Genomic DNA, 17,892 nt, shown 5'->3' with positions numbered 1-17,892 from the left:
GCCTAACCTTCAACCCGAACAACCTTAACCCTATGGTTGAGGGTTATAGTTATGTCAAGTAAATCTCTAGTTCAAGACGCTATGGGTCCGGAGGAAGCGGCGCAAACACCGGCCCCGCGTGTCGGGCAAAGTTTGCCGTGTTCCCGCCGCCGGCCCTCCGCCGCACCGGCCTGTCCCGGGCCTCATCGCACCGCCGGACGGTTGGGTGCGCTGACGTCGTAGGTCTTCACCGGAGGGTCCTGCTCCGGCATGCCGAGCAGGGCCTGGAGCGCCCTGGCCTTGGCGGCATTGGCCTCCGCGCTGCCCCACAGGACCGTGCGGCCGTTCAGCAGGCGCAGCTCCACCGAATCCACGGTCGGCGCCGAGGCGTGGTCCAGCTGCTGCAGCACTTCGGGCGGCAGGGCGGCCAGGACCTCGGTGACGGTGGCAAAGACGGAGCTGTCCACGGCGTCGCTTCCGCCGTCGATCAGGGGCAGCTTGGCGGCGGACCGGTCCGCTACGGCGGACAGGCGCCGGCCCTCGCGGTCGATCAGCACAAACTCGCCCTCCTGCTGCAGCACGGCGACCGGCACCCGTTCGGTGATCTCCACCCGCAGCGTCGACGGCGGTTCCGCCGCTGCGGTGACGTCGGCCACCTCGGGCCGGTCGGCCAGCAGCCCGCGGACCTGGTCATCGGTGATCAGCGTCAGGGAGCGTCCCTCGAGCGGAGCCAGCGCGGCCTGCGCCGTCTCCTCGGGCAGCAGGGAGTGGCCCTCCACAATGATGGTGCGGGTGGCCAGCAGCGGCGTGAAGATCAGCACGGCGAAGAAAGCCGCGGTCAGCACGGCCGCGATGAGGGTCCCCAGCAGCACGCGGCGCCGCCGGCGCCGGTGCGGCGGCTCCGGAAAGGCCAGCACGGTGGCCTCGTCCGGCGCCGTCCCGCGGGTACCGGCATCGCTGCCGCCGGGTCCCGGCTTCGCCTGCCGGTCCCCCCGGGCTCCGGAGGCGGTGGCGTCAGCTGCGGTGGCTGCCGGTCGTTCCGTTTCGGAAGTCCGGGCGCGGCCGCCGTCGGCGGTGAGTGACGGGACGGCGGGCGAAGCGCCGCCCGGGGTTCCCGTTCCGGATGTTCCCGACGCTCCGGAAGCCAACACTGCGGAACCGAATGCTCCGGTGCCGGGCGGCCGGCTGCCGGGACGGTCCTCCCCCGCCGCCGCGGCGGACCGTCCGGAGCGCCGTGGGCGCGGAACGCGGGGCAGGGCCCCGGCCTCGCTCTCCGGCTGCGGCCCGGCCGCGGCGGGGCCGCCGCGGCGGGCGGTGCGCCGAGGCTTCGGCTCTCCGGCCGCCAGGGTGCCGGGCCTATCCGCGGCCGAAGGCGCCGGGTCGCTGCCGGTCGCCCGTTCACGTCCGGCCTCCGGCTCCTGCGGCGTCTCCTCGGATCCTTCCCTGCCGCGCCGCCGTTTGGATCCGCGGCGGCCCCGGCCCCTGCGGCGGGACCGGCCGTCGTCGGGCTCCTCCTCGGGCAGCTCCCGGACGGCTGTGACAATGTGCTCCGCCTCGTTCGCGGTGTGCCCGGCGATCGCGGTGCCATCGGCGCGGCCGGCAGCCCCATCCGGCAGGGCCTGCGGTGCCTGGTCGGCCCGGGCGCCGCCCTCCTCGGCGGGGAAGGGCTCCGGGCCGGGATGGCCCGGAACCCTGGGCCGCCTACCGGCCATGGTCGGTGGGTGCGGCCGTCCGCGCGGCCTTGCCGGCGAGCTCCGCCACCAGCTCCGGGCCGAGACGGGTCACGTCGCCCGCTCCGACCGTGAGGATGATGTCCCCCGGCTCGGCGCGGGCCGCCACGGCACGGACGGCGTCGGCGGCGTCCGGGACATAGCCGCCGGGGACGTCCAGGCGGCTGGTGATCAGCTCGCTGGTGACGCCTTCGATGGGGTCCTCCCGCGCCGGATAGATGTCCAGCACGGTCGCCGAGTCGCCCAGGCCGAGGGCGGCGGCGAACTCGGCGGCGAAGTTCCGGGTCCGGCTGAACAGGTGGGGCTGGAACAGCACGTGCACCCGGTGCTCCCCCGCAACCGTCCGGGCCGCGCGCAGGGCGGCGTCGAGTTCGGTCGGATGGTGGGCGTAATCGTCAAAGACCCGCACCCCGGCCGCCTCGCCGCGGGGTTCGAAGCGGCGGGCGGCTCCGGAGAACGCGGCCAGCCCGGCGGCGGCTGCTTCCGGGGCGACGCCGAGGTGGAGTCCGACGGCGAAGGCGGCGGTGGCGTTGGCGACGTTGTGGCGGCCGGGCACCTGCAGCCGCAGGGTGCACTGCCCGCTCCGGCCTTCACGGGTGAACGAGAGCGTGCTGACCGTTCCGCTGCCCTCGGCCACCGTCTCCAGGATCCGGACGTCGGCCTCGGCCGCGTAGCCGTAGGTGAGCACCGCCGGAGCGCTGCTGCGCCGGACCAGGTCCGCGGCACCGGGGTCGTCGGCGCAGGCCACCAGCAGCCCGTCGGCCGGGAGCAGCTCGACGAAGCGGTCGAAGGAGGCGTACACGGCTTCGGCCGTGCCGTAGTGGTCCAGGTGATCCGCTTCGACATTGGTCACCACGGTCACGGAGGGGGTGTAGTTCAGGAACGAGCCGTCGGACTCGTCGGCCTCGGCCACGAAGACGTCTCCCCCGCCGCAGGCGGCGTTCACGCCCAGGCCCGAGACGTCGCCGCCGATGGCAAAGGACGGGTCCAGCCCCGCCGAGCGCAGCAGCACGGTGGTCATGGCCGTGGTGGTGGTCTTTCCGTGCGTGCCGGCGACGGCCACCAGGCGGCTGTCCTCCATGGCCGCGGCCAGGGCCATGGAGCGGTGCAGGATCCGCAGCCCCGCCGCGCGTGCTGCGGCCAGCTCCGGGTTGTCCGGGCGGATGGCCGTGGAGATGACCACGGTGTCGGCATTGCCCACGTGGGCGGCGTCATGCCCGACGTGGGTTTCCGCGCCGAGCGCGGCCAGAGCGCTCAGCGCGGCGCTGTCCTTGGCGTCGGAGCCCGAGACGGGGGTGCCGCGGCCGAGCAGGATCCGCGCGACGGCGGACATCCCGGCTCCGCCGAGGCCGATGAAGTGCACGCGGCCCAGGTCCGCCGGGCGCAGGCGCTGCCGTGCACCGGCCTTGGCGGGTGCGGTAGCTGCGGCGTCGTCCATGGTGCTGTTCCTTGCTGTGGTGTGGGGGGTGGTGCTCATGCCCGGCGCGCCGCCTTGATGATGATGTCGGCCATCCGCTCGTCGGCGTCGCGGATGCCCAGCGCCGCGGAGGCCGCGGCCATGCGCTCGAGCGCCGTGGCGTCGGTGAGCAAAGGTAGCAGCTGCGTCCTGATGACGTCAGCGGTGAAGAGGCGGTCCTCCACGAGCCGGGCGCCGCCGCCGTCGACGAGCCCGCGGGCGTTGAGCGCCTGCTCGCCGTTGCCGTGCGGCAGCGGCACGAAGAAGGCCGGCAGCCCGACGGCGCTGACTTCGCTGACGGTGCCTGCTCCGGACCGTGCGAGCAAGAGGTCGGCTGCGGCGTAGGCGGTCTCCATCGCGTCGACGTACTCCACCTGCCGGTAACCGGGTGCGCTGAGCGGCTGGCCGTCGGCGGTGCGGACGGCCTTGTCCCGTCCGGTGATGTGCAGCGTCTGGATTCCGGCGGCGCCGAGGTCGGCGGCGGCGTCGGCGACGGCCCGGTTGATGCTGGCGGCGCCGGAGGACCCGCCGGTGACGATCAGGGTGGGCCGGTTCTCCTCCAGGCCCAGGGCGGCGCGCGCCCCGGCCCGCTTCCCGGCGCGGTCCAGCTGGGAGATGGCCTGCCGCATGGGCATGCCCACATGGACGGCATGCGGCAGCGGGGTGCCTTCGAACGCGGTGCCGACTGCGGCGGCGCCGCGGGCGCCGACCCGGTTGGCCAGGCCAGGGCGGGCGTTGGCCTCGTGCACGACGACGGGGATGCCGCGCCGGCGGGCGGCCAGGTACACGGGCGTGCTGACGTAGCCGCCTACGCCCACGACGACGTCGGCCGCCGCCTCGTCGAGGATGGCCCCGGCCTGGCGGACGGCGCGCACCAGGCGGGCGGGCAGCCGCAGCAGGTCGCCGGAGGGGCGCCGGGGCATGGGCACCCGGTCGATGGTGGCCAGGTCGTAGCCGGCCAGGGGCACCAGGCGGGTCTCCATGCCGGCCTTGGTCCCCACGACCCGGACGGCAGTCTCGGGGTCACGTCGGCGCAGCGCGTCGGCGATCGCCAGCAGGGGGCTGATGTGGCCGGCGGTGCCGCCGCCGGCCAGAACTGCGGAAAGGGGCTGGTTCATGAAGCGGGAATTTCCTTCTGCGGGATCTTGCGGGCAAAGGAGAGCAGGACGCCGACGGCGGCGAGGGTGAACAGCAGCGAGGAGCCGCCGTAGGAGATGAAGGGCAGCGGAATGCCGATGACGGGCGCCAGTCCGGTGACCATGGCGATGTTCACGAACGCCTGGCCCACGATCCAGACGAGGATGGAGCCGCAGGCGATCCGCGCGAACGGGGCGGTGTGCCGGACCATCACGCGGATGGTGGCCAGGGCCAGGGCGGCGAAGAGACCGATGATCACCAGGGTGCCGAGCAGGCCGAACTCCTCGCCGATGATCGCGAAGATGAAGTCGTTGTGGGCCTCGGGGATCCAGTTCCACTTCTGCCGGCTCTGGCCGATGCCCACGCCCCACCAGCCGCCGCTGGCGAGGGCATACATGCCGGCGTTGGCCTGGTCGCAGAGGCCGCCGGAGCAGTCCAGTTTCAGCCAGGCGGAAATGCGGCTGGAGCGGTTGCCGCTGAAGACGGACAGCAGCAGCCCGGCCCCGGCTCCCAGCGCCGAAATCAGTCCGAGCAGGCGCAGCGGAGCGCCGGCGAAGAAGAGCGCGGCGAGCAGGATCAGGCCCATGATGATCACCGTGCCGAGGTCCTTGCCGAGGACGACAAGGAGGATCAGCACGCCGCCGCCGGGAACGACCGGAATGAAGGCGTGCTTGGGCTGGTTGATCAGCCGGCCCTTCCGGGACAGGACGGCGGCAAACCAGATGGCCATCGCGAGTTTCGCGGCCTCGGAGGGCTGGCCCTGGACGGGTCCGATACGGATCCAGTTCTTGTTGCCGTTGACCTCCTCGCCCACCAGCAGCACGGCCACGAGCAGGCCGGCGGCGACCACCATGGCGATCCACCCGATGGCCGGGTACCAGGACGGCGGGACGCGTGAGAGTCCCAGCATGGCCGCGACCCCGATGGCGGCGAAGATGGACTGGTTGACGAACAGATCGAACGTGCTGGCGCCCAGCGGTTCGCCCGCCGACGCGGCGATGGACTCCACGGAGGACGCGGAGAGCACCATCATCAGGCCGATGGCGGTCAGCGCCAGGGTGGTGCCGAGGATCCAGTAGTAGGCGCCGCCGGTGGCGTCGTGTTCGCTGCCTTCGAGCCAGATGAGCAGCCGCTTGATACGGCCCCGGCGCGGGGCGGGTACGGCCGTGGAGCCGGCGCCGTCGGCCGCACGTCCCGCGGCGGGTGCGGTGCGGCGGACCGCCGGTTTCCGACCGCTTCCGGTGGACGTGCTGACCATTTACTGCTCCTTTACGGCCTGCGCCTGTCCCTCCACGTATCCGCGGACGGCCTCGATGAAGGCGTTGCCGCGGTGTGCGTAGGAAGTGAACTGATCCATGGAGGCGGCCGCCGGGGCCATCAGCACCGTGTCGCCGGGCTCGGCCGCAGCTGCGGCGCGTGCCACGGCCGCCGCCATGATCTCTTCCCCGGCAGCGGGTCCGCCGGTGGTGTCGTCTCCACCAGTGTGGTCGGTCGCGGCGTCGATCACGGGCACCCCGGGGGCGTGTCGCACCAAAGCCGAGCGCAGGGCGCCGGTGTCGGTGCCGATCAGCACGACGGCGCGCAGCCGGTCCGCGTTGGCGGTCACCAGCTCGTCGTACTCCACGCCCTTGGACAGGCCGCCGGCGATCCAGACGACGCTGGAGAAAGCGGACAGGGACGCGGCGGCGGCGTGCGGGTTGGTGGCCTTGGAGTCGTTGATCCAGAGCACGTCGTCCAGCCGCGCCACGGGCTGGATGCGGTGGTCGCCCGGCTCGAAGCTGCGCAGGCCCTCGCGCACCGCCGCCGGTTCCACGCCGGCGGCGCGGACCAGCGCGGCGGCGGCGAGGGCGTTGGCCACGGTGTGCCGGGCGGCGTTGCGGCCCAGGTCGGCCAGGGTGGCCAGCTCGGCGGCGGAATCGCGGCGTTCGGCGATGAACGCGCGGTCCACCAGCAGGCCCTCCACGACGCCGAGCATGCTGATGGCCGGCATGCCGGTGGTGAAGGCCACCGCGCGGCAGCCCTCCACGACGTCGGCGTCCTCGACCATCCGCTCGGTCTCCGCCTGTTCGGCGTTGTAGATGCACGCGACCCGGGTGTTTTCGTAGACCTTGGCCTTGTCGGCCAGGTAGGCCTCGAAGGAGCCGTGCCAGTCGACGTGGTCTTCGGCCACGTTGAGGCACACGCTGGCCAGCGGCGACACGGACCAGGTCCAGTGCAGCTGGAAGCTGGAAAGTTCGACGGCGATGAAATCCCAGCCCTCGGGATCCCGGATGGCGTCGAGGATGGGGGTGCCGACGTTGCCGGCCGCGATGGCGCGGAGCCCGGCGGCGCGCAGCATGGCCTCGGTCATCCCCACGGTCGTGGTCTTGCCGTTGGTGCCGGTGATGGCCAACCACTCGGCGGTCTTCCGGCCCTCGCGGATCCGCACCCGCCAGGCCAGTTCGACGTCGCCCCAGATGGGAATGCCGGCGGCGGCGGCCTGCGCCAGCACCGGATGGTCGGGACGGAAGCCGGGCGAGGTGACGACGACGTCGGCCGGCACGCCGTCGACGTCGGGCAGCACGGCTGCCGCCTCCGCTCCGAGGAGCACGTCGGCCGCGCCGACAATGCGCAGGGTGTCGGCCTTGGCCCGGTTGGCTTCGGTGTCCGCGCCGTCGACGACGACCACGCGGGCGCCGAGCTCGACCAGGGTGTCCGCCGCGGAGAAGCCGGACAGGCCGATGCCGGTGACGACCACGCGCAGGCCGGACCAGTCGGCGTCCCAGGTGGTCAGGGAATCAAGCCGGGAGGCCCCGGCGGCATCGGTGCTCACTGGCCCACCACCCATTCCGCGTAGAAGATGCCCAGGCCTGCAGCGACGCAGAGCCCGGCGATGATCCAGAACCGGACCACCACGGTGACCTCCGCCCAGCCCTTGAGCTCGAAGTGGTGCTGCAGCGGCGCCATCTTGAAGACCCGCTTGCCGCCGCTGATCTTGAAGTAGCCGACCTGGATGATCACCGACAGGGTGATCAGCACAAACAGGCCGGCCAGGATGACCAGCAGGATCTGTGTGCGGGAGAGGATGGCGAACGCCGCGATCGCTCCGCCCAGGGCCAGGGATCCGGTGTCGCCCATGAAGATCTTGGCCGGCGAGGTGTTCCACCACAGGAAGCCGATCAGCGCCCCGGCCAGGGCGCCGGCCAGCAGCGCGAGGTCCATCGGATCACGGACCTCATAGCAGCGGTTTCCGGGCTCGGGGCCGAAGCAGCTCTGGTTCGACTGCCAGATGCCGATCAGGAAGTACGCGCCGAAGACCAGTACGGAGGCGCCTGCCGCCAGGCCGTCGAGCCCGTCGGTCAGGTTCACGCCGTTGGTGGTGGCGGTGGCGATCAGGTTCGCCCAGATCACGAACAGGATGGCGCCGATGGTGGTGCCGGCGAACGCCAGGTCCAGCCCGGTGTCGCGGATGAAGCTGATCTGTGTGGACGCCGGTGTCAGTCCGTCCCGGTTGGGGAACTGCAGGGCCATGATCGCGAAGGCCACGCCGACGGCGGTCTGGAGCACGATCTTCGCGGTGGCATTCAGGCCGAGGCTGCGCTGCTTGGAGATCTTGGTGTAGTCGTCGATGAAACCGACCAGGCCCATCCCCACCAGGAGGAAGAGCACCAGCAGGCCCGACGCCGTCGGGCCCGGACTTCCCGGGTTGATCACCGAACTGGCCAGATGGGTCAGGAAATAGGCAGCCACCACGGACCCGACAATGACGGCGCCGCCCATGGTGGGGGTGCCGCGCTTGGTGTGGTGCGAGGTGGGCCCGTCGTCGCGCACGAACTGGCCGTAGCCGCGGCGCACGAGCAGGCGGATGAACAGGGGCGTCCCGGCGAAGGCGAACAGCAGCGCCAGGGACGACCCGACCAGCAGGGAGATCACAGGTCGTGTCCCCCGGTCTCCGGATGGCTCCGGGTGGTGTCCGTGTCGGCGGAGGGCGGTGTTGCTGGGGTTTTCAAGGCTATCCGATCACCGAGGAAGCGCAGGCCTGCGCCGTTGGAGGATTTGAAGAGGATGATGTCGCCGGGGGCCAGTTCCTCGGCCAGGATGGCCTCGGCCTCCGCGGCCGTGCGGACAAAGGTGGACTCATCCCCCCATGAGCCCTCCATGACCGCCCCGGTGTGCATGGCGCGCGCGCCGTCGCCCACGACGATGAGCTTGGAGATGTTCAGGCGCACGATGTAGCGGCCAAGCGCGTCGTGCTCCAGGACCGAGGCGTCGCCGAGTTCGAGCATTTCGCCCAGGACCGCCCAGGTGCGCCGTTCCCGGCCGAGCTCGGCGAGGGTGCGCAGCGCGGCGCGCATCGACTCCGGGTTGGCGTTGTACGCGTCGTTGATCACCGTGATGCCGTCGGGCCGGTCGGTGCGTTCCATCCGCCAGCGGCTGGCCGGGCCCTGCCCGGTCAGCGCCTCGGCGATGGACGCCCCGTCGATCCCCGCGGCCCAGGCGGCTGCGGCCGCAGCCAGCAGGTTCGCCACATGGTGCTCGCCGATCAGCCCCGACACCACCTCGTAGCTGCTGCCGTCGGGCAGTTCAAGCGTGAAGGCGGGGTGCCCGGCGTCGTCCGTGCGCAGGTCGAGGGCGCGGACGGTGCCGTTCGCGGCCGCCAGGTCCGGGTCGGAGGAAAAGCGCAGGACGGGCGCAGCGGTCCGCGGCGCCATGGCGTTGACCCGCTGGTCGTCGGCGTTCAGGATCGCCGTGCCGTCCGCTGCGAGGGCCTCGACCATTTCGCCCTTGGCCTTGGCGATGTTTTCCACGCCGCCGAACTCCCCCGCGTGGGCGGAGCCAACGCACAGCACCACGCCGATGTCGGGCCGGACCAGCTCGGTGAGGTAGCGGATGTGTCCGATGCCCGTGGCGCCCATCTCCAGGATCAGGTAGCGGGTGCCGTGCGGCGCCGTGAAGATGGTCAGCGGCATGCCGACCTCTCCGTTGTAGGAGCCGATGGGCGCCACCGTGCTGCCGTGGCGACGGAGGATGCCCGCCAGCAGGTCCTTGGTGGTGGTCTTGCCGGCCGAGCCGGTGATGCCGATGACGGTGAGCTCGCCCTCGGCGCGGAGCCTGCGCACGATGTCCGAGGCGATCCTGCCCATGGCCAGGACGGCGTCGGGCACCTGGACGGCAGGCAGGACGTTGCCGGAGGCGTCGGCCACCGGGCGTTCGACCAAGGCCAGTGCCGCACCGCTGTCGAAGGCTGCGGGCACGAAAAGGTGTCCGTCGGTCGTCTCGCCGGGCTTGGCGATGAACAGGGAACCGGGACCGGCGTCACGGGAATCCGTGGTCGCGGAGGTGACGGTCAGCGAGGGGTTGCCGGCCGCTGGCCCGATGAGCTCTCCGCCGGTGATGGCCGCAATTTCGGCTGCGCTTAGTTCAATCATGACGGTTTAGGACTCTACCCGCTCGGCGGAAAGGCCACTGAATCCATGCTTTGTCAAAGCCTGCCTCAACTCGACCCGATCATCGAGCGCCAGGTTGACGCCTTTCACTTCCTGCCAGACCTCGTGTCCGCGGCCGGCCACCACGATGGTGTCCGCAGGTCCTGCCAGCTGCACGGCGCGCTCAATGGCGGCTGCACGCGGGGCGACTTCGAGGATCTCGCAGGACAGCGACCCGGTCCGCTGCGCCTCGCGGGCACCGGCGAGCACGCCGGCGCGGATCCGCGCCTCGTCCTCGTCGTGGGGATCGTCATCGGTGATGATCACCACGTCCGCCAGTCGTGCCGCCACGGCTCCCATCAGCGGACGCTTGGTCTCGTCCCGCTGGCCGGTGGCACCGAAGACCGCGATCACCCGGGATCCGGTCCCGGGCCGGCGGACGCTTTCAAGCGTGCGGGAGAGCGCATCGGGGTTGTGCGCGAAGTCGACGATGGCCGCCGGCTGCTCGCTGATCAGCTGCATCCGCCCGGGCACTTCCACCGTGAACGGGTCGCGGGTGTCCAGCGCCTCCTGCAGCCGGTCCGCGGGCACGCCCGAGGCCAGGACCATGACCGCGGCCAGGGCTGCGTTGGAGACATTGAAGGTGCCCGGCAGGCCGGTGGCGGCCCGCAGGACGGTGCCGTCCGGTCCGTGCAGTTCGAACCCGTGCCCGAGCCCGCGGCGGGTGAGGCCCCGGACCGTCCAGTCGGCGGGGGCGCCGGATTCGCCGCGGAAGGGCGTGCCGCCGGAGGCGGCGGAGGTGTCGAGGCTGAGGACGGGAATGCGGGCCTGGCGGGCCAGGCGGGCACCCCACTCGTCGTCGACCGTCACCACGGCGCGCCGCGCCCGCTCGGGTGTGAACAGTGCGGCCTTGGCCTGGAAGTACTCCTCCATGGAGCCGTGCAGGTCAAGGTGGTCCTGGGTGAGGTTGGTGAACCCGGCCACGTCGTAGCGCACCCCGTCCACCCGCCGGTAGGAGATGGCGTGGGAGGAGACCTCCATGGCCGCGGCGTCCAGGCCCTTCTCCCGCATGAGGCCGAGCAGGCCGTGGACCTGCGGGGATTCGGGGGTGGTGAGGGTGCTGGGGATCGGTTCGTCGCCGGCCTTGATCTCGATGGTGCCGATCAGGCCGGTGCTGCGGCCCAGGGCGGCGAGCAGCGAGGTGATGAAGTAAGTGGTGGTGGTCTTGCCGTTCGTCCCGGTCACGCCCAGCAGGACCGGTGCGCTGCCGTCATCGGGCCGGCTGCCGAAGATCACGGCCGAGAGCGGTCCCACCAGGCGGCGAAGCTCCGGCGCGGTGAAGACGGGCACGTCCAGTCCGCGGACGTGCTCCAGCCCGGCCTCATCGGTCAGGACGGCGGCGGCGCCGGCAGCCACGGCGTCGGCCGCGAACCGGGCGCCGTGGTGGCGTGCCCCGGGCAGGCCCAGGTAGAGGTCGCCGGGAACGACGTCGGCGGAGCTGATGCTCAGGCCGGTCACCGGCACCTGCCAGGCGTCCGCGGGCGTGCCGGGAGCCGGGCTGAGCCCGGGCAGCCCGGCGGGCAGGGCGTGGACGGCGTCGGCCAGGGACACCGGGCTCACCCGGGTGGGCCGCATGCGCGCGGCAGGCCGGGAATCTTGTGTTGCAGGCACTGGTGCTCCAGGAACTAGTACTCGATGGGGTAAATGTCGGGCTCGCCCTGGGAGGGGGGTACGTTGTGCGTGGTCAGGACCTTCTCCATCACTTTTTTGAAGGACTCCCCCGGCAGCAGGTAGTACAGGTCGCCCTGCGGCCGCTGCAGGGTCACCACAACGACGTATCTGGGGTCCTCCATGGGTGCCATTCCAGCATACGAGAGCGTGTAGCCGTCATAGCCGCCGTTGGGTCCCGGCGCCTCCGCGGTGCCGGTCTTGGACCCCACCCGGTACTGCTCCAGGGCTCCCGTGGCACCGGAGCCCTCCACGGTGACCGTCTCCAGCATCCGCTGCAGTTCCTTGGCCGTCTCGGTGGACATCACCCTGGTGCCGTCGCCGGCGTCGGTCTTCTGCTCGTTGCCGTCGGCGTCGATGCGGGCATCGACGAGCCGCGGGGGCAGGCGCACGCCGTCGTTGGCGATGGTCTGGTAGACCATCGCGGTGTGCAGCGCGGTCTGGGCCAGGCCCTGGCCGAAGAGCACCGTGTACTGCTGGCGGGGATCCCACTGGTCGGCGGGCGCCAGGATGCCGGCGGTCTCGCCGTTCAGGCCCACGTTCAGCGGCTCGCCGATGCCGAACTTCCGCAGCCACTCATACCGCTGGTCCGGGGTGAGCTGGCGGCCGATGGCCACGGTGCCGGTGTTCATGGACCGGGCAAGGACCCCGGCGGCGGTCATCTGCATCCGGCCGTGCTCGAACGCGTCCTTGAAGGTCTGTCCATCCACCGTGTAGGTGTTGTCGAGCTCGAACTGGCTGGTGGGCTCGATCAGGCCCTCCTCCAGGGCCGCCGCCATGGTGATCACCTTGGTGGTCGAGCCCGGCTCGAAGGAGGCGGCGACCGACAGCGGCTTGCGCGATTCGGCCGGCGTGGCGCCGGGGTTGTTCGGGTCGACGGTGCCGGACTCGGCCATGGCGACGACGTTGCCGGTGTCCGCTTCGACCACCACGATGTTGCCCCATTCGGCACGGTATTCCTCGACCTGCGCGCTGATGGTCTCCTCGGCGAACCACTGGATGTCCTGCTCAATGGTCAGGCGGATCGATTCGCCGTCGCGCACCGCCGTGTCTTCATTGGTGGCGTACGGGATCCGGATGCCGTCGCCGCCGATTTCGAAGGTCTTGCTGCCGGCCTCTCCGGCGAGGACGGAATCCTGGGTCAGCTCCAGGCCTTCCAGCGGGCCGTCGGTGCCCAGGAAGCCGACCATCGCCCCGGCGACCGACCCGGAGGGGTAGGTGCGCAGCGTGGTGCGGTCGGCGTAGATGCCGGGGAAGCGGACGGCGAGCACCTTGTCCCGGATTTCCGGCGTGACGGTCTTGGCGACGAAGTTGAAGCCCTTTTCTCCCAGCACGGAGGCGCGCAGTGTCTCCGGGTCCTGGCCGAGGATGGCGGAGAGTTCGCGGAAGGCCTGGTCGTAGCTGACCTCTTCCTTCTCCCCCTCCGGCGTGGTCCGGGTGTAGCTGTCCTCGCCCTGCGACAGGCGCTGGTCGACCACGATGTCGAACCGCTCCACGCTGCGGGCCAGGTAGTTGCCGTCGGCGTCCAGGATGCTGCCGCGCAGCGGCGGCACGGTGGTGGTCACCAGGCGGTTTTCGACCGCCGTCTGGGCCATGCCTTCAGGATCCAGCGCCTGTACGTGGAAGAGGCGTCCGGCCAGGACCAGGAGCAGGACCAGTGCAAGGATCATTCCAGCGCGCAGCCGGTATGCGACCACGGCGGTACGGGGTGCTGCCCCGTCCGTCTGCGAACTTGGTGCCACTGGCGAACTCCGATGTCTGTTGCGCTGTTACTGTCCGCTCCGCTGCACGGGGGCGGGAATGGTGCCGCCGTTGAGGTCCGGTTCGGGTTCGGCCGCCGGCGGTGCCTCTGCGGCTGCCGGGGCGGGGGCGGATTCGCCCTGGCCGGCCCGCTGCTCCGCCGCCCGGGCGGGCTCGGGCGCCGGTTCCGGGGCCGCGGCTCCGGGCGGAAGGACAGGATCAGTGAGCACCGCCGGCGCCGGGACCCGCGACGGGACCTTGCCGCCTTCGGCCGCCGGGGCGGGCGTGCCGGTCACTTCGAGGGTCTGCAGGTCGACGGCGCCGACGGCGGCGGCCGGGACCATGCCGAGCTCGGCGGCCCGTGCGGCCAGGTTCTGCGGTGCCTGGTGGCTCTCGACGCGCTGGCTCAACGCTTCATTGCGCTGTGCCAGCTCCGTCCGCTCGTTCTGCAGCTGCACCAGGCGGTACTGGCCGCTGGACACGGAGATGTTCAGGACCAGGACGGTGGCCAGTGCCGCAACCAGGAACATGAAGCAGAGCACGGCGAACGGCACGCGGCGGCGGCCGGCGGCGGCCGGAACCACCGACAGGACCGTGCGGCGCCGGGGTGCCCGGGGCTGCTCCGGCTGGGCGCCCAGCGCAAGGGCGTTGGCGCCGCTGACGGCCGGCCGTCCGGTGCGCACGGCGGCCGGTCGGCGGGCGCCGCTGCCTGTGATGGGTCCGCTCATGATCGTGCCCCGTCCCTGCTCGTGCGGATGCGTTCGACGGCGCGCAGCCTGGCTGAGGCGGCACGCGGGTTTTCGGCGATTTCCTCGGCCGTGGGCGTTTCGGTGCCCTTGGTCAGGCGCTTGAAGCGCGGCTTGTGCTCCTCCAGCTCCACGGGGAACCCCTTGGGCGCCGAAGAGGAGGACTCCGCCGCGAAGACCGACTTGACGATCTTGTCCTCCAGCGAGTGGTAGGACATGACCACGGCGCGCCCGCCGAGGGCGAGGACGGAGAGCGAGGCGGGAATGGCCCGCTCCAGGACGTCCAGCTCCTCGTTGACCTCGATGCGCAGCGCCTGGAAGGTGCGCTTGGCGGGGTGTCCGCCGGTGCGGGCGGCGGCGGCCGGAACAGCGGTGCGGATGACCTCGACGAGGCGGCCGGTCGTGCTGAACGGCTCTTCGGCCCGGGCGGCCACGATGGCCGCGGCGATCCGGCGGGCGAACTTCTCTTCGCCCCACCGGCGGATCACGGAGGCCAGCTCGGCCTCGTCGTAGGTGTTGACGACGTCGGCTGCGGTGGCTCCTCGGGAGGTGTCCATCCGCATGTCCAGCGGGGCGTCGTAGGAGTAGGCGAAGCCGCGGCTCCGCTCATCGAGCTGCAGGGAGGAGACGCCGAGGTCGAACAGCACGCCGTCGATGGTGTCGAACCCGAGGTCGGCGACGACGTCGGCGATCTCGTCGTAGACGGCGTGAACCAGGTCGATGCGGTCGCTGTAGGGAGCCAGCCGCTCTCCGGCCAGGCGCAGGGCCTGGGTATCGCGGTCCAGGCCGATGAGGTGCAGGTTGGGGAACCGCTCGAGCATCGCCTCGGAGTGGCCGCCCATACCCAGGGTGGCGTCGACGACGACGGCGCGTCCGGTCTCGGCGGCGGCGGCCTCGAGGGCGGGGGCAAGCAGGTTGACGCACCGGTCACGGAGCACCGGAACGTGGCGTTCCGAGGCGGGACGCTCTTCGCTCATGTGCTGCTTCCTTCCGCGGAGCCGCACCGGGTTCTTGGATCAGATCCCCATCCGCGCCTCGCGGCCGGGCCTGGCTCCGGGGAAGGTAAGCCAGGAACCGCGCCTGGCGGCCGGGGCCTGGCTCAGGGGAAGGTGAGCCAGGATCCTGATCCGCGGGGCGGCTGGAGATCTCATGCAAGAACCGGCGTGGCGCCTGTCCGTTGCTGGGTCTGGGGTGCTGCTGTTTCCGTTGCCCTGTCCGAGCCGCCGGCGGCGGAAACGGTCAGAAGACTCCGGGAATTGCGTCTTCGTCGGTGTCGGAGAAGGCGGCTTCCTTCTCGTCCAGGTATTCCTGCCAGGCCTCGGCATCCCAGATCTCGGCCCGCGTACCGGCTCCGATGACAGCCAGTTCACGGTCCAGACCGGCATACCTGCGCAGCGCCGGCGGGATGGTGACCCGCCCTTGCTTGTCCGGCACTTCGTCGGAGGCGCCGGAGAGAAACACGCGGATGTAGTCACGGGCCTGGCGTGAGGAAAGCGGGGCTTCCCTCATCTGCTCGTGGATCCGTTCGAACTCTTTCCGACTGAAGACGTAGATGCATCGCTCCTGGCCCCGGGTCAGTACCAGCCCGTCGGCCAGCTCGTCCCGGAACTTGGCCGGAAGGATGATCCTGCCCTTGTCGTCAAGGCGCGGCGAATGGGTTCCGAGGAACATCCGCCACCGCCTGTCTGAAAGGGAGAAATCTCCTTCTGCATCGCCGTAACTCCGATGTCCTCCACTTTACTCCACTTCCCTCCACAGTCAACGACGCCGCGCGGCTTTTCACGCGTGGCGTGTCGCGACCGCGGCGCCGCCGGTTCCCCGTCATTTCAAGGCAGAACCGGGCATCGGCCGCCCGGCCTCCGGGGCTCGGCGAAGTGGAGGAAAAGGGAGCGGCCGGGGCCCGATTTATCCCCGCCAAGCCCCGTCCGACCGCCCCGGAGGACGCAGCCCCGCTGCTTTTGGGAGGTGCGTGGAGGAAAGTGGAGCCCGGGGAGGAAAGTGGAGCGGGCATGAAAAAGAGGGCCCGGCCTGGCCGGACCCTCTCAAGCTGTGCTGCTGTTCAAGCGGTGGTGCTGTTCAAGCGGTGGTGCTGTTCAAGCGGTGGTGCTGTTCAGGCGGTGTGCAGTTCAGGCAGTCCTGGTGACACTGTGCTGCGGCTGCTGTTTCCAGCTGCCGGACCCCCGCTGCTACGGCTGGTCGCGCTTGCGCTCGTCCCATCGGGACTCGAGGTTGCTCATGAAGCCCTTGGGCGAGGATGCCTCGCGCTCACGGCGGCTGCCAGCGACGGCCGCTTCGACGCGCTTGCCCTTGGTGGTGGCGTAGTACACGCCGGCACCCATGACGAGGAAGCCGAGAATCCCGACCGCAATGCCCCACGGCATGGACTGGGACACCCCGAAGATAAGAACAGCGATGCCGGCAACCGCAACGAGGGCACCCAGCACAATCCTCCGGGTCGATATCCCGGTGGCCGAGCTTGCGGCCATGGAGCTGGCGAATTTGGGGTCTTCGGCGTGCAACTGCTGCTCCAACTGCTCAAGCAGGCGCTGCTCGTGTTCGGAGAGTGCCATCACTGCCTCCTTGCGGTTCGTATGTGCCGTGTAAAGCAGTGAACGTGTCCCGACCTCCGGTGGTTCCCTCACACCGGTGGCTGCCACGCCCGCTTTGCACCTACCCCTAAGGATAGGTTGCTTCGGTGGCAGGCGAAAGCTCCGGCCGACGGCGGTGGAGCGTTGCTACCCGTCCTGCGCGGCGGGCGGCCGGGGGGCAGGACGCAGCAGCCGCGCCGGCATGACGCCCTTGTCGCCGAAACGCCGGTTGACCCGGTCCAGGGCGTCCTCCGCGGAGCGCCAGTTGTCGTCGCGTCCGTCGAGCGTCAGCTGCTGGGCGGCTCCCCCGGCTTCCTCGAGATTCTCGGCGCGCAGCCCGATCAGCCGCACGCTCATGGGCCGCCGGCCCAGCCCGGCCAGCAGGGAGCGGGCGGTCTCGTAGAGCAGCTGGGCGCTGTCCACCGGCTCGGTCAGCCGATGGCTGCGGGTCAGGGTGGAAAAGTCCGCATACCGCAGCTTGAGCGAGACGGTACGGGCCTGCATCCCCGCCGCCCGCATCCGTGACGCCGTCCGGTGGGCCAGCCGCAGCAGCTCCGTATGCAGGACGTCGTCGCTGTCGACGTCGCGGGCGAACGTCTCCTCCGCGCCGATGCTCTTTTCCTGCCGCACCGGCGTCACCGGCCGCGGATCCCTGCCCCAGGCAAGTTCATGGACATGCAGGCCCGTGCTCCCCAGCAGGCGGCGCAGAGTGGGCACGGGAGTGTGCGCGAGGTCCGCCACGGTCCGGATGCCCACCCGGGCCAGCACCTCCCGGGTCCGCTCCCCCACGCCCCAGAGCGCCGACACGTCCAGCCCGTGCAGGTACTCGACTGTGCGGTCCCGGGGAATCAGCAGCAGCCCGTCGGGCTTGGCCCGCGTCGAGGCGATCTTGGCCACGAACTTGGTGGCGGCGATGCCCACGCTGGCGGTAATGCCCAGCTCCGCGCGGATGGTGGCGCGCAGCTGCTCGCCGATAGCGCGCGGAGGCCCCAGCCTGCGCAGCGCTCCGGCCACATCGAGGAACGCCTCGTCCACACTGAGCTGCTCCACCAGCGGGGTCACGGTGCCGAAGATCTCCATGATCCGCGACGAGACCCGGCGGTACGCCTCCTGATGCGGCTCCAGCACCACGGCCTGCGGACACATCCGGCGGGCACTGGCCATTGGCATGGCCGAGCGCACTCCGAACCGCCGCGCCTCATAGGAGGCGGAGAGCACCACCGACCGCCCGCCCAGTCCGCCGACGATGACCGGCCGGCCGACCAGGTCGGGGCGCTGCAGCAGCTCCACGGACACGTAGAAGGCATCCATGTCGACATGCATGATCGTGCAGTCCCGGTCTTCGCCGCTTGGTTCGGTGCCCACGCCTCTCATCGTAGGCAT

At 71.1% G+C, this 17,892-nt stretch carries 14 protein-coding genes; all 14 read right to left on the bottom strand.

Going from position 1 to position 17,892, the window contains the following annotated elements; genetic code table 11:
- Positions 1-182 precede the first annotated feature (182 nt).
- The 14 genes from AC5RV6_RS07780 to AC5RV6_RS07715 all read right to left on the bottom strand — a co-directional run bounded on the left by AC5RV6_RS07780 (position 183) and on the right by AC5RV6_RS07715 (position 17,883).
- Positions 183-1,691 carry a cell division protein FtsQ/DivIB gene (locus tag AC5RV6_RS07780; RefSeq protein WP_494006742.1) on the bottom strand — a complete coding sequence of 503 codons (1,509 nt, stop codon included), beginning with the start codon at positions 1,689-1,691 and terminating at the stop codon, positions 183-185.
- Positions 1,681-3,147 carry a UDP-N-acetylmuramate--L-alanine ligase gene (murC, locus tag AC5RV6_RS07775; RefSeq protein WP_494007376.1) on the bottom strand — a complete coding sequence of 489 codons (1,467 nt, stop codon included), beginning with the start codon at positions 3,145-3,147 and terminating at the stop codon, positions 1,681-1,683. Before murC ends, AC5RV6_RS07780 begins: the two co-directional genes overlap by 11 nt.
- Positions 3,148-3,182: 35 nt before the next feature.
- Complete coding sequence (gene murG / locus AC5RV6_RS07770) at positions 3,183-4,283, bottom strand: undecaprenyldiphospho-muramoylpentapeptide beta-N-acetylglucosaminyltransferase (RefSeq protein WP_494006741.1); 1,101 nt, start codon at positions 4,281-4,283, stop codon at positions 3,183-3,185.
- The gene (ftsW, locus tag AC5RV6_RS07765; protein WP_494006740.1) at positions 4,280-5,560 is read right to left on the bottom strand and encodes a putative lipid II flippase FtsW; all 1,281 of its coding nucleotides are present in this window, start codon (positions 5,558-5,560) and stop codon (positions 4,280-4,282) included. Before ftsW ends, murG begins: the two co-directional genes overlap by 4 nt.
- Positions 5,561-7,129 (bottom strand): UDP-N-acetylmuramoyl-L-alanine--D-glutamate ligase, encoded by a 1,569-nt coding sequence (gene murD / locus AC5RV6_RS07760; RefSeq protein ID WP_494006739.1) that lies wholly within the window; start codon positions 7,127-7,129, stop codon positions 5,561-5,563.
- Positions 7,111-8,214 (bottom strand): phospho-N-acetylmuramoyl-pentapeptide-transferase, encoded by a 1,104-nt coding sequence (gene mraY / locus AC5RV6_RS07755; protein ID WP_494006738.1) that lies wholly within the window; start codon positions 8,212-8,214, stop codon positions 7,111-7,113. The genes murD and mraY overlap by 19 nt, the downstream gene beginning before the upstream one ends.
- Entirely contained in the window at positions 8,211-9,710 is a 1,500-nt protein-coding gene (locus AC5RV6_RS07750; protein WP_494006737.1) for a UDP-N-acetylmuramoyl-tripeptide--D-alanyl-D-alanine ligase, read from the bottom strand. The genes mraY and AC5RV6_RS07750 overlap by 4 nt, the downstream gene beginning before the upstream one ends.
- 6 nt (positions 9,711-9,716) lie before the next feature.
- Positions 9,717-11,342, bottom strand: a complete 1,626-nt coding sequence (locus AC5RV6_RS07745) for a UDP-N-acetylmuramoyl-L-alanyl-D-glutamate--2,6-diaminopimelate ligase (protein ID WP_494007375.1) — start codon at positions 11,340-11,342, stop codon at positions 9,717-9,719.
- Positions 11,343-11,392: 50 nt separating this feature from the next.
- On the bottom strand, positions 11,393-13,105 hold the full coding sequence (locus AC5RV6_RS07740; protein WP_494006736.1) for a peptidoglycan D,D-transpeptidase FtsI family protein: 1,713 nt from the start codon (positions 13,103-13,105) through the stop codon (positions 11,393-11,395).
- 99 nt (positions 13,106-13,204) lie between these two features.
- Positions 13,205-13,903, bottom strand: coding sequence for a cell division protein FtsL (gene ftsL / locus AC5RV6_RS07735; RefSeq protein ID WP_494006735.1), 699 nt, complete (start codon positions 13,901-13,903; stop codon positions 13,205-13,207).
- Entirely contained in the window at positions 13,900-14,898 is a 999-nt protein-coding gene (gene rsmH / locus AC5RV6_RS07730; protein WP_494006734.1) for a 16S rRNA (cytosine(1402)-N(4))-methyltransferase RsmH, read from the bottom strand. The genes ftsL and rsmH overlap by 4 nt, the downstream gene beginning before the upstream one ends.
- A gap of 262 nt (positions 14,899-15,160) precedes the next feature.
- Complete coding sequence (mraZ, locus tag AC5RV6_RS07725; RefSeq protein ID WP_494006733.1) at positions 15,161-15,592, bottom strand: division/cell wall cluster transcriptional repressor MraZ; 432 nt, start codon at positions 15,590-15,592, stop codon at positions 15,161-15,163.
- A gap of 515 nt (positions 15,593-16,107) precedes the next feature.
- Entirely contained in the window at positions 16,108-16,491 is a 384-nt protein-coding gene (locus AC5RV6_RS07720; protein WP_494006732.1) for an SCO2097 family morphological protein, read from the bottom strand.
- 165 nt (positions 16,492-16,656) lie between these two features.
- Positions 16,657-17,883: a DNA polymerase IV gene (locus AC5RV6_RS07715; RefSeq protein ID WP_494007374.1), complete on the bottom strand. Its 1,227-nt coding sequence runs from the start codon at positions 17,881-17,883 to the stop codon at positions 16,657-16,659.
- Positions 17,884-17,892 lie beyond the last annotated feature (9 nt).

It is taken from the genome of Arthrobacter saudimassiliensis, from assembly GCF_059090665.1.
Note: the sequence above shows the minus strand (reverse complement) of the source record. Positions and strands in the feature narration are given on the sequence as shown.

Bases quoted from the DNA above. Each gene is read 5' to 3' on its own strand.
- AC5RV6_RS07780 (WP_494006742.1), bottom strand. From the start codon at position 1,691: ATGGCCGGTAGGCGGCCCAGGGTTCCGGGCCATCCCGGCCCGGAGCCC.
- murC (WP_494007376.1), bottom strand. From the start codon at position 3,147: ATGGACGACGCCGCAGCTACCGCACCCGCCAAGGCCGGTGCACGGCAG.
- murG (WP_494006741.1), bottom strand. From the start codon at position 4,283: ATGAACCAGCCCCTTTCCGCAGTTCTGGCCGGCGGCGGCACCGCCGGC.
- ftsW (WP_494006740.1), bottom strand. From the start codon at position 5,560: ATGGTCAGCACGTCCACCGGAAGCGGTCGGAAACCGGCGGTCCGCCGC.
- murD (WP_494006739.1), bottom strand. From the start codon at position 7,129: ATGGGTGGTGGGCCAGTGAGCACCGATGCCGCCGGGGCCTCCCGGCTT.
- AC5RV6_RS07750 (WP_494006737.1), bottom strand. From the start codon at position 9,710: ATGATTGAACTAAGCGCAGCCGAAATTGCGGCCATCACCGGCGGAGAG.
- AC5RV6_RS07745 (WP_494007375.1), bottom strand. From the start codon at position 11,342: ATGCGGCCCACCCGGGTGAGCCCGGTGTCCCTGGCCGACGCCGTCCAC.
- AC5RV6_RS07740 (WP_494006736.1), bottom strand. From the start codon at position 13,105: ATGATCCTTGCACTGGTCCTGCTCCTGGTCCTGGCCGGACGCCTCTTC.
- ftsL (WP_494006735.1), bottom strand. From the start codon at position 13,903: ATGAGCGGACCCATCACAGGCAGCGGCGCCCGCCGACCGGCCGCCGTG.
- rsmH (WP_494006734.1), bottom strand. From the start codon at position 14,898: ATGAGCGAAGAGCGTCCCGCCTCGGAACGCCACGTTCCGGTGCTCCGT.
- mraZ (WP_494006733.1), bottom strand. From the start codon at position 15,592: ATGTTCCTCGGAACCCATTCGCCGCGCCTTGACGACAAGGGCAGGATC.
- AC5RV6_RS07720 (WP_494006732.1), bottom strand. From the start codon at position 16,491: ATGGCACTCTCCGAACACGAGCAGCGCCTGCTTGAGCAGTTGGAGCAG.
- AC5RV6_RS07715 (WP_494007374.1), bottom strand. From the start codon at position 17,883: ATGAGAGGCGTGGGCACCGAACCAAGCGGCGAAGACCGGGACTGCACG.